The 21,343-nt window shown below is 42.2% G+C and carries 14 protein-coding genes; 7 read left to right on the top strand and 7 right to left on the bottom strand.

All coding sequences use genetic code 11. The features are described from left to right. Nucleotides 1-54: 54 nt before the first annotated feature. Nucleotides 55-2,307: a TonB-dependent receptor gene (locus tag ACWM1W_RS13400; protein WP_004781982.1), complete on the bottom strand. Its 2,253-nt coding sequence runs from the start codon at nt 2,305-2,307 to the stop codon at nt 55-57. A gap of 502 nt (nt 2,308-2,809) precedes the next feature. Here ACWM1W_RS13400 and tig point away from each other — a divergent pair. The 4 genes from tig (at nt 2,810) to ACWM1W_RS13380 (ending at nt 7,161) form a co-directional block, all read left to right on the top strand. Further along, nucleotides 2,810-4,141 carry a trigger factor gene (tig, locus tag ACWM1W_RS13395; protein WP_461603267.1) on the top strand — a complete coding sequence of 444 codons (1,332 nt, stop codon included), beginning with the start codon at nt 2,810-2,812 and terminating at the stop codon, nt 4,139-4,141. Between the two features lie 190 nt (nt 4,142-4,331). Further along, nucleotides 4,332-4,937, top strand: coding sequence for an ATP-dependent Clp endopeptidase proteolytic subunit ClpP (gene clpP / locus ACWM1W_RS13390; protein ID WP_004781985.1), 606 nt, complete (start codon nt 4,332-4,334; stop codon nt 4,935-4,937). A gap of 29 nt (nt 4,938-4,966) precedes the next feature. Next, nucleotides 4,967-6,277: an ATP-dependent protease ATP-binding subunit ClpX gene (gene clpX, locus ACWM1W_RS13385; RefSeq protein WP_005232215.1), complete on the top strand. Its 1,311-nt coding sequence runs from the start codon at nt 4,967-4,969 to the stop codon at nt 6,275-6,277. Between the two features lie 167 nt (nt 6,278-6,444). Beyond that, nucleotides 6,445-7,161, top strand: coding sequence for a DUF2846 domain-containing protein (locus tag ACWM1W_RS13380; RefSeq protein WP_005232213.1), 717 nt, complete (start codon nt 6,445-6,447; stop codon nt 7,159-7,161). A gap of 61 nt (nt 7,162-7,222) precedes the next feature. On the opposite strand, the gene ACWM1W_RS13375 is transcribed toward ACWM1W_RS13380, so the two are convergent. After that, the gene (locus ACWM1W_RS13375) at nt 7,223-8,749 is read right to left on the bottom strand and encodes a fumarate hydratase (protein ID WP_005232211.1); all 1,527 of its coding nucleotides are present in this window, start codon (nt 8,747-8,749) and stop codon (nt 7,223-7,225) included. A gap of 770 nt (nt 8,750-9,519) precedes the next feature. Between ACWM1W_RS13375 and ACWM1W_RS13370 the strand changes: the two genes are divergently transcribed. After that, nucleotides 9,520-9,759 carry a DUF2171 domain-containing protein gene (locus ACWM1W_RS13370; protein ID WP_004781996.1) on the top strand — a complete coding sequence of 80 codons (240 nt, stop codon included), beginning with the start codon at nt 9,520-9,522 and terminating at the stop codon, nt 9,757-9,759. Nucleotides 9,760-10,066: 307 nt separating this feature from the next. Here ACWM1W_RS13370 and pta read toward each other — a convergent pair whose 3' ends face one another. The 3 genes from pta to ACWM1W_RS13355 all read right to left on the bottom strand — a co-directional run bounded on the left by pta (nt 10,067) and on the right by ACWM1W_RS13355 (nt 15,154). Continuing rightward, complete coding sequence (pta, locus tag ACWM1W_RS13365) at nt 10,067-12,205, bottom strand: phosphate acetyltransferase (RefSeq protein WP_312307680.1); 2,139 nt, start codon at nt 12,203-12,205, stop codon at nt 10,067-10,069. A gap of 54 nt (nt 12,206-12,259) precedes the next feature. After that, nucleotides 12,260-13,483, bottom strand: coding sequence for an acetate/propionate family kinase (locus ACWM1W_RS13360; RefSeq protein ID WP_005232206.1), 1,224 nt, complete (start codon nt 13,481-13,483; stop codon nt 12,260-12,262). Nucleotides 13,484-13,888: 405 nt separating this feature from the next. After that, nucleotides 13,889-15,154 carry a glutamate-5-semialdehyde dehydrogenase gene (locus tag ACWM1W_RS13355; protein WP_005232205.1) on the bottom strand — a complete coding sequence of 422 codons (1,266 nt, stop codon included), beginning with the start codon at nt 15,152-15,154 and terminating at the stop codon, nt 13,889-13,891. Nucleotides 15,155-15,478: 324 nt separating this feature from the next. On the opposite strand from ACWM1W_RS13355, the gene ACWM1W_RS13350 reads away from it, so the two are divergent. Beyond that, entirely contained in the window at nt 15,479-16,816 is a 1,338-nt protein-coding gene (locus ACWM1W_RS13350; RefSeq protein ID WP_034169889.1) for an alpha/beta fold hydrolase, read from the top strand. 29 nt (nt 16,817-16,845) lie between these two features. Here ACWM1W_RS13350 and ACWM1W_RS13345 read toward each other — a convergent pair whose 3' ends face one another. Continuing rightward, on the bottom strand, nt 16,846-17,709 hold the full coding sequence (locus ACWM1W_RS13345; RefSeq protein ID WP_005232201.1) for a class I SAM-dependent methyltransferase: 864 nt from the start codon (nt 17,707-17,709) through the stop codon (nt 16,846-16,848). A 123-nt stretch (nt 17,710-17,832) separates the two neighbouring features. Next, entirely contained in the window at nt 17,833-18,855 is a 1,023-nt protein-coding gene (nagZ, locus tag ACWM1W_RS13340) for a beta-N-acetylhexosaminidase (protein ID WP_312307678.1), read from the bottom strand. A 199-nt stretch (nt 18,856-19,054) separates the two neighbouring features. On the opposite strand from nagZ, the gene ACWM1W_RS13335 reads away from it, so the two are divergent. Further along, on the top strand, nt 19,055-21,244 hold the full coding sequence (locus tag ACWM1W_RS13335; RefSeq protein ID WP_005232197.1) for a carboxy terminal-processing peptidase: 2,190 nt from the start codon (nt 19,055-19,057) through the stop codon (nt 21,242-21,244). Nucleotides 21,245-21,343: the final 99 nt, after the last annotated feature.

Here is a 21,343-nt window from a genome sequence, read left to right as displayed (position 1 = left end):
TCGTCTTTTAAAAATAACATAGCCCCCATCAGGAGGCTATGCGGTTGCATTGAATTAATATTTAAAGTTGACTGCTAACACTGCACTACGTCCTTCTGCTTCAGTAGCATAGTGAGAAGCATAGGCTTTAGTGAAGTAACGTTTGTCAGAAAGGTTATTTACATTCAACTGTAAATCCACATTTTTGTTAACGTTATAACGCGCCATAGCATCGTAGCGTACATAAGATGGAGCCCATTTGATGTTTGCAACATCACCATAAACTTTGTCTGAATATACTGCACCACCACCCAAAGTTAATTGCGGCAATATCTTATAGGTAGTCCATAATGTTGCTGCTTGTTTAGGTACATTAGGCATTTGGTTGCCATTATAAATGGCATTATCTGTACAAGTTGCTGTTGAACCTGAACCACGGCATGATTTACCATTTTTTGTTAATTCACTATTAAGATAAGTATAACCTGCCGAAATATCCCATTTATCGGTAATTTGACCATTTAATCCTAATTCAACACCATCAACTTTACTTTCACCTACATTCGCATAAGTTGTTGGGTCAAGTTGTACACGAGTATTTTGTTTTTCAGTACGGAAGATCGCTGCTGTTAAATTCAAACGATCATTTAACAAGTCCCACTTAGTACCTAACTCGTAAGTTTGTGCTTCTTCAGGATCGATCATTTGGTTATTAGCATTTATGGTTTCGCTGTTATCTCCCCAACCAGCATTTAAGCCAACAGGACTGGCAGAGGTAGCATAACTTGCATAAATTGAACCATTTTCAACAGGTTTAAAGGTTATACCTGATTGATATGTAAAGAAGTCTGAATCATTGTTAGCTGTATATGCAGCAGCTGAAGATGTAGCACGAAAGTTTTGTGCAGCTTCAAACTTGTCCCAGCGCACACCAAGATCAAGTAACCATTGTGGTGTGATTTCAATACTATCTAATAAATATACAGAAGTGCTTTCAACCGTGGCATCAAAGTCTTGGCGGGCTTCTAGACGATCTAAAAATGGTTTTTGAGTTGGATTGTTTAGAGAAGTACACCAATTGCTTGAAAGGTCTTTACAGTCGCTGTAAAACCCAGTTGAGGAAACTTTGCCATCTTTACTGTTAATGATGTTATAACCACCTTTGTCAGTTTCTTGCTTGCTGTATTCAGCACCAACATTAAAGCTATGATTAATGGCACCTGTAGCAAATTTACCTATCAATGCTAATTGATTTGTAAAGGTATCGCTATCTGTGATGGCAGAGTTTTGACGATGCCATACTTGGCCATTAGCTACATTGCCTTTAGAATCATCAGGGTTTGTCCAGACATAATCATTTTTAGATTTGCTGTACATTGCAGTGTTTGTAACGGTTAGATTGTCAGTTAAATCATGTTCTAACTTGATTGTCCCTGCTTGGTTCTCTTGTTTTTGGAAGTCACGATCTTTCCAACCATAATAAACGCCTTGTTTTACTTCCGCAGGTTTACCTTGTGGTTTACCTAAACCAGCATCCCAATATGGTATACCTGAATCGGGAGTATCATCCGATTTTAAATAGTAATAACTTAAAGTTGCACGAGTAGGGGTGTCTAAGCCGAAAGTAATACTAGGGGCAATACCAGCACGTTTATATTCAGCACCATCAGATTGACCTGCTTTCTCATTCATGTGGCCCATAACGGCAACACGTGTAGCAATCCCATTGCCAAAATCTTTGTTGCCATCAAGCGTCACACGTGCGTAAGCATCTGTACCGCCAGCAACAGTACCTTCTAAAAAGTCACCTTTTTTGGCCACTTTAGAAATCATGTTGATGCTACCGCCAACAGTACCTGCACCACCCATAGCAGAAGCAGAACCTTTGGTGACTTCAACTTGTTCTATGGCAAACATTTCACGGTTTTGTGAGGTTGAATTACGAATACCATCTAAATACATTGAGCTTTCAGAGCTATAGCCACGGATAAATGGACGGTCGCCATTCGGGTTGCCGCCTTCACCCGCACCCAAGGTAATACCCGGTACAGTACGTAAAGCATCAGAAAGTGTAGTGACTTGAGTGTCTTCAATCAGTTGTTTAGAAATGACTGATACAGATTTAGGTGTATCCAGTAAGGGTGCAACAAATTTCTTATTTGCGGAATTATCTACTTTTAAACTTGGTGTCTGTTCAGCTTTAACTTCTTGATGAATAGTTTCGAGCTTGACCACATTTTCATCAGCCACAGCATTTACAGTTACGATCGAGAGGGAAGAGGCAATCGCCGATGAAACGAGTTTTTTACGTGATTTGATAAACGACATGTGGGAACCCGAAAAAAGCATAAAATTTATGTATGCGAATAATAATAATTCTTATTTAAATTAAGAATTACTTTTAGATAGGAAATGACGATTTTAAAAATTATATTAATTGCCTTTAGCGATGTTATGGTGTATCAAAATGTTTCTAAGTTAATGTATTTAAACTAAATCTGATTAATAGATTATTATCTTTACTTTTATTGAGATTATTAGAGTTTAAAAAAATTGAAGAAAAGATAAAGAAAAGTTTACTAAAAGCACTATAAAAATCCATAAATGCAGATTAAAGAGATGATCTGTCCAGTTTCAGTAATCAATATATCTATTCTTATTTGAGGGAAGGGATATTTAATCAAAGAAAAATGAATTTGACTGAATAAATTTGATTATTACAGCATTAATAAAGACGATTCAAGTATTGTGTTTTGTATATCTGCAAATGTTGTCATATAATGTGGCACATTTTTATAAACCTGTTATTACCAAATATATAGAGGAAGCCATGCAAGTAACTTCTGAAGCGGTTTCGGGCGTTGCCCGTCGTTTAAATGTTTCTGTACCGACGAGCCGTATTAATGAGCAATTTGAAGCTCGTTTAAAACGCACTGCTAAAACTGCGAAGATCAACGGCTTCCGTCCAGGTAAAGTACCTGTAAACGTAGTTCGTCGTGAATACGGCGCTGGTATCTACCAAGAAGTTGTCAACGACATCATTCGTGACACAGTTTTCGAAGCAATCCAACAAGAAAAAATCAACGCTGTTGGTATGCCAAACATCGAAAAAACTGAAATGAAAGACGACGCTTTAGTTTATGAAGCGACTGTTGAAGTTTATCCAGAAGTTGAAGTGAAATTCGAAGGTCTGGAAGTTGAACGTAAAGCGTCCGAAGTAAATGACAAAGACGTTGAGAAGATGATTGAAAATCTTCAAAAACAACGCGCTTCTTGGGCTGAAACTAAAGGCATGGCTAAAAAAGACATGCAAGTAACTTTCGACTTCGAAGGTACTGTTGATGGCGAAAAATTTGAAGGCGGCGCTGCGCAAGACTTTAAACTTGTTTTAGGTTCTGGTCGTATGATCCCTGGCTTCGAAGATGGCATCATCGGTATGAAGAAAGGCGAAGAGAAAGTGATCGATGTTACTTTCCCTGAAGATTACCAAGCTGAAAACCTTGCTGGTAAACAAGCTCAATTCAAAATCAATGTAAAACTTGTTGAAAAACAAAAACTTCCAGAAATTGATGCTGAATTCCTGAAAATCTTCGGTATTTGTGAAGAAGATGGCGTTGAAAAACTGAAAGCTGACGTTCGTAAAAACATGGAACGTGAAGTGAAAAACGGCCTGCGTAACCAGGTTAAAGGCGCAACTTTCGATGCACTTGTAGCTGCAAACGAAGTTGAACTTCCATCTGCAATGGTTGCTCAAGAAATTGACCGTCAACGTCAACAAATGATCCAGCAGTTCACTCAACAGTTCGGTGCTCAAGGCGCGAAAGCATTTGATTCAAGCATGCTTCCAGATGACCTGTTCAAAGAACAAGCTGAGAAATCAGTTAAACTTGGCGTATTGGTAAGCCGCATTCTTGCTGATGCGAAAATTGAAGTAGATCAAGCGCGCGTTGAAGCTTATATCGAAGATATGGCTTCTTCTTACGAAGATCCAAATGAAGTGATCGAATACTTCAAAAATGACAAGCAACAACGTGCTCAAATCGAAGCAGTTGTACTTGAAGACCAAGTTGTTGATCACATCCTAGCATCTGCTAAAGTGACTGATGCGACTGTAAGCTATGAAGACTTATTGAAAGAGCAACAAGCTCGTCAACAAGGCTAATTCAAGCTTTCCCTAAAAAGGCGCTTCGTGCGCCTTTTTTCATATTAGTAATTTCTTGACATATCTGATTTTCACAAAACTAATGCAAAAAATATGATGGAATTATTCGCGATTATTTTGCAATTTCATTGATTATCCCTCATATTGTGATTATGGATTAAGTCACAAAAATTTAGGAATAAATAAACCTATGTATGTTCCAACGATTGAAAACGCTTTAGTGCCAATGGTGGTAGAACAATCCTCTCGTGGTGAGCGTTCTTTTGATATTTATTCACGCCTTTTACGTGAGCGGGTAATTTTTCTGACAGGTGAAGTTGAAGACAATATGGCCAACCTGATCGTTGCGCAAATGTTGTTTTTAGAAGCTGAGAACCCAGATAAAGATATTCATTTATATATCAACTCACCGGGTGGTTCGGTGACTGCTGGCATGGCGATCTACGATACCATGCAGTTTATTAAACCGGATGTTGTGACTTATTGTATGGGTCAGGCAGCATCAATGGGCGCATTCCTGCTCAATGCAGGAACTAAAGGCAAACGTTACTGCCTTGAAAATGCACGTGTCATGATTCACCAGCCTTTGGGTGGTTTCAAAGGCCAGGCATCAGATATTGAAATTCACGCACGTGAAATTCTGTTCATTAAAGAACGTTTAAACCGTTTAATGGCTGAACATAGCGGTCAGGACTATGAAAAAGTGGCACGCGATACAGACCGTGACAACTTCATGACTGCTCAGCAAGCGAAAGAATACGGTCTTGTGGATGAAGTTCTAACGAAACGTCCATAAGTTTTAGAGATTGAGATATTGGAGTAAATATGTCCGAACATCCTCAAGGACAAAAGCATTGTTCATTTTGCGGTAAAACGCAGTCTGAAGTCGGAAAGCTGATTGCAGGCGAGGACGCATACATTTGTAATGAATGTGTGGACGTATGCTTAGATTTGGTTCAAACCAGTCAACAGGTCGAAACCAATGACTGGGCGAACCGTCCTTTACCGAAACCGCATGAAATCCGTGCGGCGCTCGATCAATATGTGATTGGTCAGGACGTAGCGAAAAAGACATTATCTGTGGCCGTATACAACCATTACAAACGTCTGAAAGTACAGACCAATGGTAAGAAAGCAGATGATTCCGTTGAAATTGCCAAAAGTAATATCCTGCTGGTGGGTCCGACCGGTTCAGGTAAAACCTTGCTGGCACAAACCCTTGCCCGTCTTCTGGACGTTCCATTTGCCATGGCAGATGCAACAACCCTAACTGAAGCGGGTTATGTGGGTGAAGATGTTGAAAACATTGTACAAAAGCTTTTGCAAAAAGCTGATTACGATGTCGAAAAAGCGCAAAAGGGCATTATCTATATCGATGAAATCGATAAGATTACCCGTAAATCTGAAAACCCATCCATTACACGTGATGTATCAGGTGAAGGCGTACAGCAAGCCTTGCTGAAAATGATCGAAGGTACGGTTGCTTCAATTCCACCACAAGGTGGTCGTAAGCATCCGCAGCAGGAATTCATTCAGATTGATACCTCGAATATCCTGTTCATCTGTGGCGGTGCATTCTCAGGTCTTGAGAAAATCGTACAGCAGCGTCAGGAGAAAGGTGGTATTGGCTTTACTGCAGAAGTCCGTAATAAAGACGAAAGCAAAAAGCTGTCTGAATTGTTCCGTCAGGTCGAAGCGACTGACTTAGTGAAATTTGGTCTGATTCCAGAATTCATTGGTCGTTTACCCGTGATTGCGACTTTAGATGAGCTGGATGAAGAAGCTTTAATGCAGATTCTGACTGAGCCGAAGAATGCATTAACCCGTCAATATAAACATCTGTTTGAGATGGAAAATGTGGACTTAATCTTTGAAGATTCAGCACTACGTGCGGTTGCGAAAAAAGCATTGGAACATAATACAGGTGCGCGTGGCCTGCGCTCGATTCTGGAAAATTCATTGTTAGAAACCATGTATGACTTGCCGAGTCGTAGCGATGTAGGCACTGTGGTAGTCAATGAAGCAGTCATTAATGGTGAAGCTGCACCAGAATTTCTTGCTGAACGTCAACCACATGATGAACCAGAAACAGCGGTAAAAGTTGATTTAAAGGTGGTGAATAGCAAATCTGCTTGATTGCTATTCGTCAGAAACGTGTGAAAACCCCGTGTTTTCGCACGTTTTTTATTTCCAAAAGATAAAAGCAGATGCTAATCTCAACATCTAGGCGTGGACGCCGAAAGCTATAAAAATATATCGCAAAGTACTTACATACAAGAATAAAGACGCAGTGAGGGATAAGCATGCGTGGAGTCGCAATGGTGCTCATCGGCAGTTTGGCGCTGATGGGTTGTCACGGTAAAAAAGCCGTAGTTGAGCCTACACAGCCACTCAGCACTTTAAAAAATATTGATCTTGAAAAAAAACCGGGCTTCGTCGAACAGCATCGGGTGGGGATGTTTACGATTGGTGGCTGGGTCAACCAGAAACAGGGTAATCATTTTCAGGCAGTTAAACCTCAGCATGAGGATGCTGCAATCGTTTATTTATACCGCCCGGATTCCAAATGGAACCGTCAGGAAATTGTCGCTGCCAGCCTATTTATCAATCAGCATCGTATTCCGAGTTTATTGCATAATCATCATTACTGGATTGAGTTGCCTGCAGGTACTTATCGCTTGAGTACCAGTCGCCCTTTAGGTGCGTTGCACTTCCAAAAACCTAAGTATTTGGACTTTACAGTAGAAGCGGGTCAATCCTATTTTATTAAGTATGATGAAGAAAATTTAAGCACCCGTCGTAGTGTTCCGGGACCTCTGATGCTAATGCCAAGCAGTATGGGACTCAATGAAATTGCTTTTACCCAGTTAAAATCGGACAGTTTTAACTTTTTTGCACAGGATCAGGAAACTGGGAAAATCCGCAAGAAAGCCCAGAAAATTAAGGCGACTGAATATGATCCATCTACAGATGTACAGTTAACCACACCGTTTAAACTCTGGGATCCAAGAACCTGGTAATTAATTTTAAAATTCCAATAAAAAAGCACCCATTAAGGGTGCTTTTTTCATGCAGCTTAAATTAGCCTGCAGCAGCGTCAACTACTGGAATCTTGCCAATTTTCGCTTGCCAGATTTTTGGAGCAGTCGCGTGTACAGATGTACCATTTACGTCAACTGCAACAGAAACAGGCATATCTTTCACTACGAACTTGTAGATCGCTTCCATACCCAGATCAGCAAATGCAACCACTTCAGCTTCACGGATTGCTTTAGATACGAGGTATGCAGCACCACCAACCGCCATGAGGTAAGTTGCTTTGTTGTCTTTAATTGCTTCAACAGCAGCAGGACCACGGTCCGCTTTACCGATCATGCCGTAAAGACCAGTTGCTTCTAATACCTGACGAGTGAATTTATCCATACGAGTCGCAGTTGTTGGACCTGCAGGGCCTACAACTTCGTCACCTACTGGATCAACAGGGCCTACGTAGTAGATAAATTTGCCTTTCAGATCAACAGGAAGTTCTTCACCGTTGTTCAGCATGTCTACCATACGTTTGTGTGCAGCGTCACGGCCAGTATAGATCGTACCGTTAAGAAGTAATGTATCACCTGGTTTCCAAGAGTTCATTTCTTCTTGGGTAATGTTGTCTAGGTCAACACGTTTAGAAGATGAGGAATCCCAAGTGACTGATGGGTAGTCTTCAAGGCTTGGTGCTTGAATATGCGCAACACCTGAACCATCAAGCGTGAAATGTGCGTGACGGGTTGCAGCACAGTTCGGGATCATGCCGACTGGTTTGCCCGCAGCGTGACAAGGATAATCTTTGATCTTGATGTCTAGAACAGTGGTTAAACCGCCAAGACCTTGAGCACCAATGCCCAATGCGTTTACTTTCTCGAAGATTTCGATACGAAGTTCTTCAAGTTTGTTTTGTGGACCACGACGCAGCAATTCGTCCATGTTGATCTCTTCCATCAATGCTTCTTTTGCAAGCATCATGGCTTTTTCAGCAGTACCACCAATACCGATACCCAGCATACCAGGAGGACACCAGCCTGCACCCATAGTTGGAACAGTTTTCAGTACCCAATCTACGATTGAGTCAGACGGGTTCAACATTGCCAGTTTAGATTTATTTTCTGAACCGCCACCCTTAGCAGCAACAGTGATGTCTACTTTGTTACCTGGAACAAGTTTGTGATAGATCACAGCAGGCGTGTTGTCTTTGGTGTTCTTACGGCCAAAAGCAGGGTCAGCCAGTACAGATGCACGAAGCACGTTAGAGTTTTCAAGATAACCTTGACGTACACCTTCGTTGATCGCATCGTCCAGGCTCATGGTTAAATCAAATTTAACATCCATGCCCACTTCAACAAATACGTTGACGATACCAGTATCCTGGCAGATAGGGCGGTGGCCTTCTGCACACATGCGTGAGTTAATTAAGATTTGCGCGATCGCATCTTTCGCAGCTTTGTTCTCTTCACGGTCGTACGCACGGCTCATCGCTTGGATGAAGTCTTGTGGATGATAGTAAGAAATGAACTGAAGCGCATCTTTAACCGATGTGATCAAGTCATCTTGCTTGATAATAGTTGTCATACAAATATCTCTTGAGCGGGCTGTTAGCTAGCGGGCTAAATTATAAGACAAATGAATCTGGTTGTGGGCGTTTTGCAGGGACATTGGCCAAAAGTTTATAGTTTAAGCAATAAGGCATATTACTTTGGCTGAAAGATTGGTTAAAAATGACCGGTTTTTGTCATATTTACTGTCATATTTCAGCTTAAAGTTTATTTGAATATAATTAAATTTATTATAAATATATGATTTTTATTAATTAATTAAAATTATGGAAATTTCATCATTGTCATATAACTGTCATAAAACTTTTACATAATGCGCTTATCAAATGAATGATGAGTTTTCTTTATGACCCTGACTAGTGTATTGATGGTAATTGCTTTTAGTCTTTATATCGCTGCTACTTGGTTCTACGGCCAGAAAGAAGATCAAGCTTAAGCTTTATCTTCTTTTTTACATTTTAAGAGCTAAAAAATTAGCCTATCTTCAAATCTTCAAATCTTCAAATCTTCAAATCTTCAAATCTTCAAATCTTCAAATCTTCAAATCTTCAAATCTTCAAATCTTCAAATCTTCAAATCTTCAAATCTTCAAATCTTCAAATTACCTTAATAAAAAAAACAATATTTCAATCATCTTGGTCTTGCCACAACATGCCTGTGACACAGTTATTTTTCTTCATTACATTATTAACCTAGAAAAACCCAAAGCCTGAAAACCCTTACACACAGCCAATTTTTTAGGGCTTAAACTGAGGTCTCTCAACTTCTATAAATAGGGCAATTGTAATGAGTAACTTTAATACAAATGACATCAAAGAACATGCTTCAGTAATTGCTTCAGATGGTACTCAAGTTGGTAAAGTGGATCATTTAGAAGGTCAGGACAAGATTAAATTGACAAGAAGTGATGACGAGAATAATGAGCATCATCTGATTCCGATTAGCTGGGTAAGCGAAGTGAAAGATGACAGCGTGATCTTGAATAAAACAGCAGAAGATGTGCACAAAGAATGGACCACGGTATAAGTATGATCGTTGCCTGACTTATTCTGGTTTGGCTTAAATACTCAAACTGGATGTAAGTTTAAAATAGGCAAATCTGATCTGTTAAAGTGGTAAATGCCAGCCCGATCGGCTGGCATTTCTTTTGTGTCATCAATATTTTTATTTTAATTTTATTTACTCATAGCGCGGATTAAGAACCTGCATAATTTTTTGAGCTAGACAATCTGTAGATTATAGCTCCTTCAATGATTATTGAGAAAGTTTGTTAAATAGATCACTAAAAAACCACCCGATCTTTTGACCGGATGGTTGTGAGTGTTAAAGAAAATTAATTAGCTTGCTGATCTGCCTGAATCGCAGTTAAAGCAATGGTAAACACAATGTCATCGACCAGCGCACCACGTGACAGGTCATTCACCGGCTTGTTCAAACCCTGTAGCATCGGACCGACACTTACGACATTTGCCGCACGTTGTACTGCTTTATAAGTGGTGTTACCGGTATTTAGGTCAGGGAAGATAAACACATTGGCACGACCAGCCACTTGTGAGTCAGGTGCTTTCTGACGGCCCACACTTTCAACTGAAGCGGCATCGTATTGCAGTGGACCATCAATCAACAGATCAGGACGACGCTGTTTAGCAATCTCAGTCGCTTTCGCGACTTTTTCTACGTCTGCACCTGTGCCTGAAGTCCCGGTAGAGTAAGAAATCATAGCAATACGTGGATCAATGCCAAAGGCTTTTGCAGAGTCAGCAGACTGAATTGCAATTTCAGCCAGTTGTTCGGCATCCGGATCTGGATTAATCGCACAGTCACCATAGACATAGACTTCATCTGGCAGCAGCATAAAGAATACAGAAGAGACTAATGAATATTCAGGTGCTGTCTTGATCAACTGGAAAGCAGGACGAACGGTATTTGCTGTGGTATGTACTGCACCAGAAACCAGACCATCCACCTGATCAAGTGCCAGCATCATAGTACCGAGTACGACAGTATCCTGTAGCTGTTCACGTGCCTGCAATTCGTTGATTTTGCCTTTACGCAGTTCAACCATTTTTTCGACATAATTCTCGCGAATCAGGTCGGGATCAATAATTTCAAGATCGTGCGGTAAGTCAATATTACGTGCTTTGGCAACTTCAACCACTTCTTCCGGTTTTGCCAGCAAGATACAGTGCGCAATCCCGCGAGATTGACAGATCGCAGCCGCCTGAATGGTACGTGGCTCATCACCTTCCGGAAGCACAATACGTTTTTTCGCAGTAATCGACTTTTGTACTAGCTCATGACGGAATGCAGAAGGAGACAGACGTGGCTTGTAAGAACCATTAATTAGCTGTGCAATCCATTCTTCATTTAAATGACTGGACACAAAACGAGTGACCTGTTCAGCACGTTCAGTATCATCACATGGAATTTCATTGCTTAAATTGGCTAGACTTTGGGCAGTTTCAAAAGTGCTGAGTGGCGTATGCAGAATAGGCAGACCATGTTTAATCGCTGTCTGGCAGAACTCCAATACAGTCGAATTTGGCTCATAATGTTCAGTCAGCACCAAACCTGCCAATGGAATGCCATTGCTGCTCGCCAGGCTACTTGCCAGCAAGACATCAATCCGGTCTGATGCACTGATAATCAGTTCGCCAGCCACGAATTTATGTAATTCATGTTCAATATTGGACGCAATTAAACTGCTGTGTAAAACACGGCGCTGCTTTGCTTCACCCAGATTGACCCAGTCTGCTGAAATATGTGCTGCTAGGTCAGAAATACGTGGCACACTTAAAGTATTGCTGAATGGAACCAGACCAATGACTGGAAGCTTTTCAGAACCAATATGGGCATGGGTTTTCTGAATAGCTGCTATAAATTTGTTGGTATCACTGATCAGGCGTAAACCGGGATCAATAGTCACCGGGATCTGTGCAGAATCTTCTGGTAAGCCTTTGGTGCGCATAAACAATACGCCAGCCATACGGGTAGAAGAGGAACCACCTAAATAACGTAATTGGCTTTCAACTTTTTCAGCTGCCACTTCAGGCTGGTTGATATCAGCATTGCTGACAATGATGACTTTGGCATCTAGTGCCTGCGCCAAGGCTGCATTAAAGCTTGGCGCAAAGGTATCGCGGCTATTTGGTACCAAACCTTCAACAATAATCAGGTCGTGATTTTTGGCAATCTCACGATGCAGGCGTACTGCATCTTCAAGCAATTCATCTGTTTCACCCAGATTAAAGCGTTGAATCAGGCTTTCATAAGCAATCGGTTCAACAGTTTCACTTTGGGATAAATGACGATAGAGTGCTGTAGTGCGATCTGTTTCCTGGCTTTTTTCCTGTGAAAAAGGTTTCACAAAACCTGCTTTTACCCCTTGGCATTCTAAAGCATATACCAAACCTAAACAGGCTGAAGTTAAGCCGACGCCTTCCCCGGTCGGCACCAATAAAATCGTTTTCATAAGTAATATCAGTCGCGCAATAATAGAAATTAGGTAAAAGGGAACCGGGCTTGCTTATGCAAGCGCAGCTTCAGGTTCAGACTTTTTTGCAGTAGCTTGCTCCACTTCATGCTCTACCACATAATGAGTTTCTTTTGCGATTCGGCCTTCTTCATCAGTCGGAACTACCCAGATTTGTGGGCCTGTACCGTTATCGATCCGGCCTTCAGTGCCGCGCTTCAAACTGCTATTAGCGTCTTTATCCAGGTTGAAACCGAAATGTGGTAAATAAACCATGGTTTTTTCACGAATATACGCCGAGTTTTCACCAATACCACCGGTAAAAAACAGACCATCAATACGTGGCAGACCACAGCTTAAAGCAGCTAAAGATTTCGCCAGACGGTAGCAGAATACTTCAATCGCAAGAGTCGCATCTTCATTGCCTTGTTCTGAGGCTTCAATCAAAGTACGCATGTCATTAGACAGATTGTCAGATAAACCAAGCAAGCCACTTTCTTTGTTGAGCATCTTGTCAATTTTATATACATCCCAGCCTAAGTTTGCAGCCAGGAAGCTATGCAAACTTGGATCGACATCGCCACTACGGGTACCCATCACCACACCTTCAAGTGGCGTCAGACCCATTGATGTATCTACACTTTGGCCATTCCATACGGCACAGGTCGAACTACCATTACCGAGATGCGCTGTTAACCAGCCACCTTGTTTGAAGCTGCCCGCAAGTTCAGAACCGCGATCTGATACATAAGCATGGCTGGTACCATGGAAACCATAACGACGTACGCCATATTCGGTATAAAGGAATTTAGGCAGGGCATAACGGTAAGCATGTGCCGGCATGGTTTGATGGAAAGCTGTGTCGAATACTGCGACTTGTGGCAAATCTGGGAATAAACGTTTAGTCGCTTCGATTCCGATCAGGTGAGCCGGATTGTGTAAAGGCGCAAGTGGAGTTGCTTCGCGAATTTTTTCAATAATCTCGTCAGTAATCAGTTCTGCCTTGGTCAGGCTGCCGCCATGTACCACACGGTGACCAATGGCATCCGGCTTGTAATTCGCTAGACGCTCTAAACCTACTTCTAGCGCTTTCTTATGATCTGCAAAAGGAATATGAATATCGACGGGTTCATTACCGACAGTCACACCTTTAATACGGGCATTTTCTGTGCCTAAGTTCTCAGCTAAGCCGTGAATACGGAAATTCTGTTCTTCAAGCAATAGGGCAAACTTGATTGAAGAAGAGCCACAATTAATAACTAATACTGATTTAGACACGATTGTTTACCCGATTCTAATTAAAATTCTCATCCATTTCGTTGACCTGTCTGCTGGCAAAAGCGACACAAGATAGGTCTGTGATCATGTTTTAACATGGGTTTTTTTACTGTCCTAGATAGACTTTAGCCGATTAGACTTAAGCATTATCGACCATAGCGACAATAATAATTAAAATTTATCAGTTCATAGTTTTCATTTATAAATAAAATACTGTTAAAAAATGATCTATCAAACTGTAGCTTATATTTCTTAAAAATAATGTTTATTTATTCTATCTTTTAGGTATGGATATGAAGAAATTATATGCAATTTTATAAAGGTTGCATATTTACTTGAACATGTCTTTTATCAACTCAATGCATAAAAATCAGCCTTGCGAACAAGGCCGATTTTATTATCTATTTACTGACGAATCTGACCATCACCGAAGACTACCCATTTCTGGGAAGTCAGGCCTTCTAAGCCAACCGGGCCACGGGCATGAATTTTATCTGTCGAAATGCCGATTTCCGCACCCAAACCATATTCAAAACCATCAGCAAAACGGGTAGAAGCATTGATCATGACTGAACTCGAATCTACACCAGCTAAAAATTCGCGAGCGATGCTGTAATTTTCCGTAATAATTGAATCGGTATGATGCGAGCCATATTTATTGATATGTTCAATAGCTTCCTCAACACCTGATACGATTTTAACTGCCAGAATCGGACCTAGATATTCGGTGTACCAATCTTCCTCTGTTGCTGCGACTACCTGATTGCCCAAGATACGCTGGGTTTCACGACAACCACGAAGCTCTACCTGTTTTTCCTGATACAGCTCAGCAATTCGAGGCAAGAAGTCTTCTGCAACTTTCTCATCAACCAGCAAAGTTTCCATGGCATTACATACGCCATAACGATGGGTTTTGGCATTTAAAGCAATGGGCAGTGCTTTGAGCAGATCAGCCTGTGCTTCAACATAAACATGACAATTCCCGTCCAGATGTTTAATCACAGGCACACGTGCCTCTTCAGTAATGCGCTCAATTAAGCCTTTGCCACCACGCGGTACAATCACATCGACAAATTCAGTCAGGGTAATCAGCTGGCCAACCGCAGCACGGTCAGTTGTGTTAATCACCTGAACTGACGCTTCAGGCAAACCTGCTACTTTCAAGCCATGCTGGATGGCAGTTGCAATGGCCTGGTTAGATTCCAAAGCTTCTGAACCGCCACGCAGAATAATCGCATTTCCGGATTTCAATGCCAGTGAAGCAGCTTCCAGAGTTACATTGGGACGTGATTCATAAATCATGCCCACTACGCCTAAAGGCACACGCATCTTGCCAAGCTGAATGCCTGTAGGACGGTAAGCCATATCGGTAATTTCACCAATTGGATCTTTCAGGCTGATCACATCTTTCAGGCCCTGTAACATACCTTTAAAGCGTGCGGGGTTGAGTTCTAAGCGATCAAGCAGGGCACTGTCCAGATTGTTCTGGTGAGCTTTATTCATATCAATCTGGTTGGCAGCCAGAATAGCGGCCTGACTGTTTTCTAAAGCGGTATAAATTGCTGACAATGCGCTGTTTTTAGTTTGGGTAGACGCACGAGCCAAAATGCGAGAAGCCTGGCGTGCCTGCTGTCCTACCGTTTGCATGTATTGTTCAATAGACTCTTGCATAGCGGTTCAATCACTTAGAAATTTCACTTTGATATTAACAGTCTGATGCCGGACAATGAAGCCCATCACTTAAAAATCATAAGCTTTTCACTGTTTCTAAACATTTTGAAATTGTTTTATCTTTAAAAGCAGATAAGTGGTTGTCGAATCAGTTGCTTGTGAAAAGCCGCTCTGTATAGAATGAAATGTAGCGACATAGATGTCATTGATATAATTACTACAGCGCAGGATGCGTGTTCAGGATAATCGGAATAATCCTGAAGCATAAGATCTGTAAATAATGACTTGCACAATAAAAATAAGGCAAGGACGGAGGAAAGGAATATGAATTCCATTATCCAGATGGATGCCCAGGCATTGGACCAACATAGCCATTATGGTTTTTTTGATCTTTATGATAAGCACAGTTTCAAGCAACCAGCACGTACGACATGGATCGATGGCTGGAAAATCGAGTATATGGCCATTGCGCGTCCTGATACTTTGCATATGCGCCCAATGGTGATTATTGGGGGAGCTTTTCAGAACTTTAATTCTTACAAATATTGTGTAGAACAGTTATTTGATGCGGGACCTATTATTTTAATTGATTTACCTTCCATGGGGGCCAACCAGCAAATTACTAACGTTGATACCGGCTTATCTGCAGGAACACTTGAACTCGAAGATCTGGCCGCGATGCTAGGCCAATGGCTGGATCAGATGCAATTGCCTAAGGTGGCTATTCTGGGAATGTCTCTGGGTTCAGTGGTGGCTTCCTGTCTGGCGGATCAGCGCCCTGAACTGGTAGACCGTATGATTTTGATGGGTGTGATGCAAAAGACCCGCAAAAGCTGGCGCATGCTGCTGGAAGAATCTCTGCATTTAATGAAAGAACAGCGCATGGATGAATTCGGCCAAGCGGTGATTCTGTATCTGGTCAATCATGCACGTTTAAAAGAAACCCGTATGTCGCCAACAGCAAAACGGTTGTTCTTTAAGCAGATGTCCGAGTTTACTGCCACTGAGCAGGACCGCTATGATATCAACTGTAACCGTCTTTTAAGACTGACCAATGTACCGATTCCTCAATGCAAAGTTTTGGTGGCTTGTGGGCAATATGACAGCTTTACCTTGCCACATGAGAATGCCAATTTTGCCCTGCAATGTCCAAACATGCAGTATGTGCAGATTGCTTCTGCAGATCATGTGCCTCAGTTACAGCGCCGTAAAGAAACCATGCATTTGTTTGCAACTTTCTTGCGTGATGAACCGGTTGATCAGCTCGAAGGTATTATCCCGTTCACCCGTGAACAGATGCAGCAGATCGAACGGCGCGGTGAAGAGCGGATTACGGTTCAGGATCCACAGCGTTATTTAAGTCATCGTCATTCTGATCTGGTACTCAAGGCAGAAATTATTGATATGAATTTCTTTGGGGTATTGCTGGAATTGGAACCTGGATTAACCGATCTGGCAGCTGCATATCCACGTGATCTGGCTTTGTATCTGGAAGATGAAGAAGGCGAATTCAAGATCGAATGTTTGATCTTCGAACATGATGATACTCAGTTACGTGCTTTGTTCAAGCATGGCAGTTTTGATGTGGCAGAGCGTTTACTACGCTTTGTCCAGAAAGAGAAAGCCCTTCAACAGGCTGAAGTATTCGATGCAGTCATCTAAACAATAGAATTCATAAAAAAACAGCGTAATTAAACGCTGTTTTTTTTCACTGCATGAATCATCCAGACCAAATCGCCTAGATGTTCATCCTGTTCATAATGAGGATTCTGCTGTCGAGGCTCTGCAAAATAACGTTTTGGTTGTTCGACCTCCACCTGCATAAACCCAGCTTGCTGAAAAAACTGCTGTAGTTCTTGAGGTGATTTAAAATGAAAGGTAAACGCACTGCGTGACATGAATTTCAGCAGACGGCTGCAGGCCCAGATAAAGCTCGCCAGTTTATTTTTGACCGGTTCAGGATAAATATCACTGAGATAATGCACTTCACTAAAGTCTTGACCATATTCGGTAATGCCTTTGAGTAAAGTAAACAGCATTTTTTGATCAAAGTAATTGATCAGGCCTTCACTAATAATAACGAGAGGTTGCTGCGGGTCAAAGACTTTAAAAATATTCGCCAGTTCTGCACTAAAAATATCGGCACTCAATACTTCCGGGGCATCCTGATCAATCTGCTGCAAAGCATTGGTTTTGATCCTAGCCATATCGGGCAGATCCAGCTCCCGATAATTAATCCCGGGAAATTTCTGTCTAAAATTCCAGCTGCGTGGGGATAAGCCACTGGCAATTTCCAGTACCTGTAATTGAGGATATTCACTAATTAACTGACCTAGGTGTTCGTCAATCATTTGATGACGCTGTTTCAGGGTGGTGCGCATACTGCCGCCTACATGACGTTCAGCCCATGACTCCAGTGGATGAACCAGTTTGGCAAGGAATTTACCTTTAGAGGTAGCAAATACCGGATGTGAAATCCCCATTTTGTACCAGATATAGCCAGTATAGTGTGCAGTAAAAGAAATATGGCGATGTTGTGAAAGAGATTCTGTCATGTCGTCCTGACCTTATTGTTGTTTTAATTCAATGCTGCTCATTAATATAGCAGTCTTTTCAACATGATAATAAAAAAGGAACACCTTGTCGTGTTCCTTTGTCGTATTCAGATCATTAAAAAATTACAGAACCTGATCTTTAAACTGGCTGATTTCATCACGGATCTGGCGCCATTCATCTCCAAGATCCAGTTCAGTGCCGATCCGAATCTCTGGAATTTTTCCGCGCATGCGTTCCAGGCGGTGCTGATTGGGCAATAGCAGATCCTGAATACCCTCAAGTGCAATACACTGTGCTGCGCGATCATTACAGACCAATCCCATATCACAACCTGCTTTTAATGCCGCCTGAATCCGGGCATCAGCACCGCCAGCCACACAGGCAGCCTGCATGCTTAAATCATCCGAGAACAGTACGCCGTCGAAGCCAAGTTCTTGACGTAACACTTTCTGAATCCAGAATTCTGAGAAACCGGCTGGATTTGGATCAACCTGACTATAGATAACATGGGCAGGCATAAGCGCATCGAGTTGTGATTGTAACTGGATAAAAGTCTGCATATCCTTTTGCTGGATTTCTTCATAGCTGCGCATATCAATGGCAGCGGCCACATGCGAATCGGCCTTAACCGAACCATGTCCCGGGAAATGTTTGCCAGTCGAAGCCATACCAGCACGTTTCATACCTTTCAGGAAAGCACCAGCCAGTGGAATAATATCCTGAATATTTTTAGCAAAGCTACGGTCGCCAATCACATCACTAATATCATTCAGATCCAGCACAGGCGCAAAACTAAAGTCAATTCCGACAGCCAGTACTTCGGTGGCCATTAACCAGCCACATTTCTCGGCCAGTTCCAGTGCTTTTTCACGATCAGTCTGGTAAAGCTCACCAAATTTACCCGTAGCAGGCAGCAGGGTAAAGCCCTGTTTCAGGCGCTGTACACGGCCACCTTCCTGATCCACTGCAATCAGAATATCTGGACGAACCTGGCGCATATGATCAGTCAAGGCACGGACTTGGGCAGGAGATTCAATATTGCGACCGAATAAAATCACACCACCGACTTGTGGTGCACCCAAGAGTTCAATATCTTCTTGAGTAAGGGTAGTGCCTGCGATGTCGAGCATCAATGCGCCAATCATATGCGGAATCCATTTTAGAATTTTCGGGGAAAACAATACCTGAATTCTGCAATGATTTGCTACACTTTGTCAGCACAGAATATGATAAAACTACACGACATAAACATATTAAGTTGTTTAAGATGCTGAATACTTTAAGTTCTGCTCGAAAAGCAACACGGTCAAATTGGTCTTGAGGCCAAGGAAGTACGAATTATTTATGAAATTTCAAACAATAGCTTGTGCAGTTGCGATTGCGACAGGCGGATTATTTTTTACCCATGTGGTGAATGATGCAATTGCAGCTGATGGTAAAGAAGTAGTCAGCAAAGCAGTGCTTCAACCTTCTCAAGAACAGGCATTGGTATCCCGACAACTGGCAACTCTCGTTGATCGCCAACATTATTTGAATATGCGTCTGGATGCTCAGACTTCACAGCGTATCTTTGATTTTTATATTGACAGTCTGGATGCAGATCACAGTCTTTTTCTGGCATCTGAAATAGAAGATTATAAAAAACGCTATGGCGCTACTTTCGGTGCCAATCTGAAAGCTGGTAATTTGTCTGGCCCTTATGAAATTCATGCACAGTATCGTGAGCGTTTAGCCCAGTTCTATACCTTTATGCTGGAAGAACTGAAAAAACCGCAAAACCTGAATCAGAAGAATGTATATATCGAAACGGATCGCGAAAAAGCGCCATTCTTTAAAACTCAGGCTGAACAACGTGCTCACTGGTCAAAAATGCTGCTTTCTCAGCTGATTAACCTGACGATCAGTAAGGAAGAAGAGCAAGCTAAGCAGAATGCACTCAAAGCCAATCCAGAACTGGCAAATGGCCAGGATCTGACTGGGCCGGAAGATTTAACACCTGCTCAAACTCTGACTAAGCGTTATACCCGTCAGTTAGAACGTCTTAGCCGGATCAAGAGCGATGATGTACTGGACAAAACCCTCAACGCGATGATGCTGACTTATGATCCGCACAGTAATTATTTCCCGCCTGTAGATGCGATGGAGCTGAACCGTCAGACTACATTGCAGCTGGAAGGGATTGGGGTGTCGATTCGTCCGGAACGTGGTAATGAAGATTACACCAAGATTGAAACCATTGTAGAAGGTGGGCCTGCCAGCAAATCAGGACAGGTAAAATCAGGTGACCGTATTGTTGGCGTTGCTCAAGACGGCGAACAGATGGTCGATGTAATCGGCTGGCCGAGCAATGAAATTGTTGGCCTGATTCGTGGTAAGCGCGGCACCAAAGTAACGCTGAAGTTATTAGGCCCGGGTGCGACCATGGGACAGGCGCGTAATGTCAGTCTTGTACGTGATGTGATTCAGGAAGAAGATGCCGGGGTTAGAACCCGTACCGTTGAAATCCAGCGTGATGGTAAAAAATATCAGTACGGTGTGATTGAAATTCCATCTTTCTATCTGAACTATCGTGCCCGTCGTGCGGGTACCGACTATCGTTCAGTATCAGAAGATACCAATAAAGCTTTGAAAGAACTGGCTGCGAAGAATGTTGCCGGTATTATTGTGGACTTACGCAATAACCCGGGTGGTTCACTTGAAGAAGTGGCACGCATGCTGGGACAGGTCATCAAATCGGGTCCTGTAGTTCAGATTCGTGATGGTAACGGTAATGTCAGCGTCTTTGAAGATGATGATGGCGGCGCACAAACCTATGCTGGCCCATTGGCAGTAATGGTGAACCTGGCTTCTGCATCTGCAAGTGAAATTTATTCAGCAGCAATTCAGGATTATGAACGCGGCATCGTGATTGGTAGTACCACAACAGGTAAAGGAACTGCACAGGTTCAGCTGGATAGCTTGGCGCATGGTCAAGCAACGCTGACTCAGCGTAAATTCTACCGTGTGACCGGTGGTAGTACCCAAAATAAGGGCGTGATTCCGGATATCAAACTGGTCGATATCTATAACGAAGAATTTGGTGAACGTAAGGCTAAAAATGCCCTAGAGTGGGATACGATTCCAACTGCACCATTTAAACGTGAAGGTGTGGTACAGAAATATGTACCGGAACTGGCCAAGTTATCTCAACAGCGTGTCGCTCAGAACCCTCAATTCAAGTATCTGGAACAGCGTACAGCGGCCATGAAAAAAGTCGAAGACCAAAAACGTGTAGTTCTGGATCTGGAACAGCGTAAAGCTGAGTTGCTGGATATCGAGCGTAAAGCTTTAGAAGCTGAAAATGCCCGCCGTGCTGCAACCGGCCTGAAACCTTATCCGAACTGGGAAAGTTATCAGGCTTCTCTGGATGCCATGGTTGAAGCTCGAGCAAAAATGAAAGCCAAAGAGCGTCCAGCATTACCGGAAGAAGAAGCTTTTGTACTGGAAGCCGCGCATGTCTTGGCTGACTATGCTCAAGCACAGTCTAAACAGTAACTTTCACATAAAATAATATGATTTCTAAAAACAGCCTATCTCGATAGGCTGTTTTTTTGTGCAAATAAAATGCAATATCAATTAAATATAAAGTGCTAT

The sequence above is a fragment of the Acinetobacter sp. TW_SC_4 genome, from assembly GCF_054861205.1.
This window is presented reverse-complemented; position numbering and strand designations above follow the sequence as displayed.

Excerpts from the sequence above, each read along its gene's own strand:
- nagZ (WP_312307678.1), bottom strand. The coding sequence starts at position 18,855 with ATGATTGGCGCATTGATGCTCGACATCGCAGGCACTACCCTTACTCAA.
- tig (WP_461603267.1), top strand. The coding sequence starts at position 2,810 with ATGCAAGTAACTTCTGAAGCGGTTTCGGGCGTTGCCCGTCGTTTAAAT.
- ACWM1W_RS13380 (WP_005232213.1), top strand. The coding sequence starts at position 6,445 with ATGCGTGGAGTCGCAATGGTGCTCATCGGCAGTTTGGCGCTGATGGGT.
- ACWM1W_RS13355 (WP_005232205.1), bottom strand. The coding sequence starts at position 15,154 with ATGCAAGAGTCTATTGAACAATACATGCAAACGGTAGGACAGCAGGCA.
- clpX (WP_005232215.1), top strand. The coding sequence starts at position 4,967 with ATGTCCGAACATCCTCAAGGACAAAAGCATTGTTCATTTTGCGGTAAA.
- ACWM1W_RS13375 (WP_005232211.1), bottom strand. The coding sequence starts at position 8,749 with ATGACAACTATTATCAAGCAAGATGACTTGATCACATCGGTTAAAGAT.
- pta (WP_312307680.1), bottom strand. The coding sequence starts at position 12,205 with ATGAAAACGATTTTATTGGTGCCGACCGGGGAAGGCGTCGGCTTAACT.
- clpP (WP_004781985.1), top strand. The coding sequence starts at position 4,332 with ATGTATGTTCCAACGATTGAAAACGCTTTAGTGCCAATGGTGGTAGAA.
- ACWM1W_RS13370 (WP_004781996.1), top strand. The coding sequence starts at position 9,520 with ATGAGTAACTTTAATACAAATGACATCAAAGAACATGCTTCAGTAATT.
- ACWM1W_RS13335 (WP_005232197.1), top strand. The coding sequence starts at position 19,055 with ATGAAATTTCAAACAATAGCTTGTGCAGTTGCGATTGCGACAGGCGGA.
- ACWM1W_RS13350 (WP_034169889.1), top strand. The coding sequence starts at position 15,479 with ATGAATTCCATTATCCAGATGGATGCCCAGGCATTGGACCAACATAGC.
- ACWM1W_RS13345 (WP_005232201.1), bottom strand. The coding sequence starts at position 17,709 with ATGACAGAATCTCTTTCACAACATCGCCATATTTCTTTTACTGCACAC.
- ACWM1W_RS13400 (WP_004781982.1), bottom strand. The coding sequence starts at position 2,307 with ATGTCGTTTATCAAATCACGTAAAAAACTCGTTTCATCGGCGATTGCC.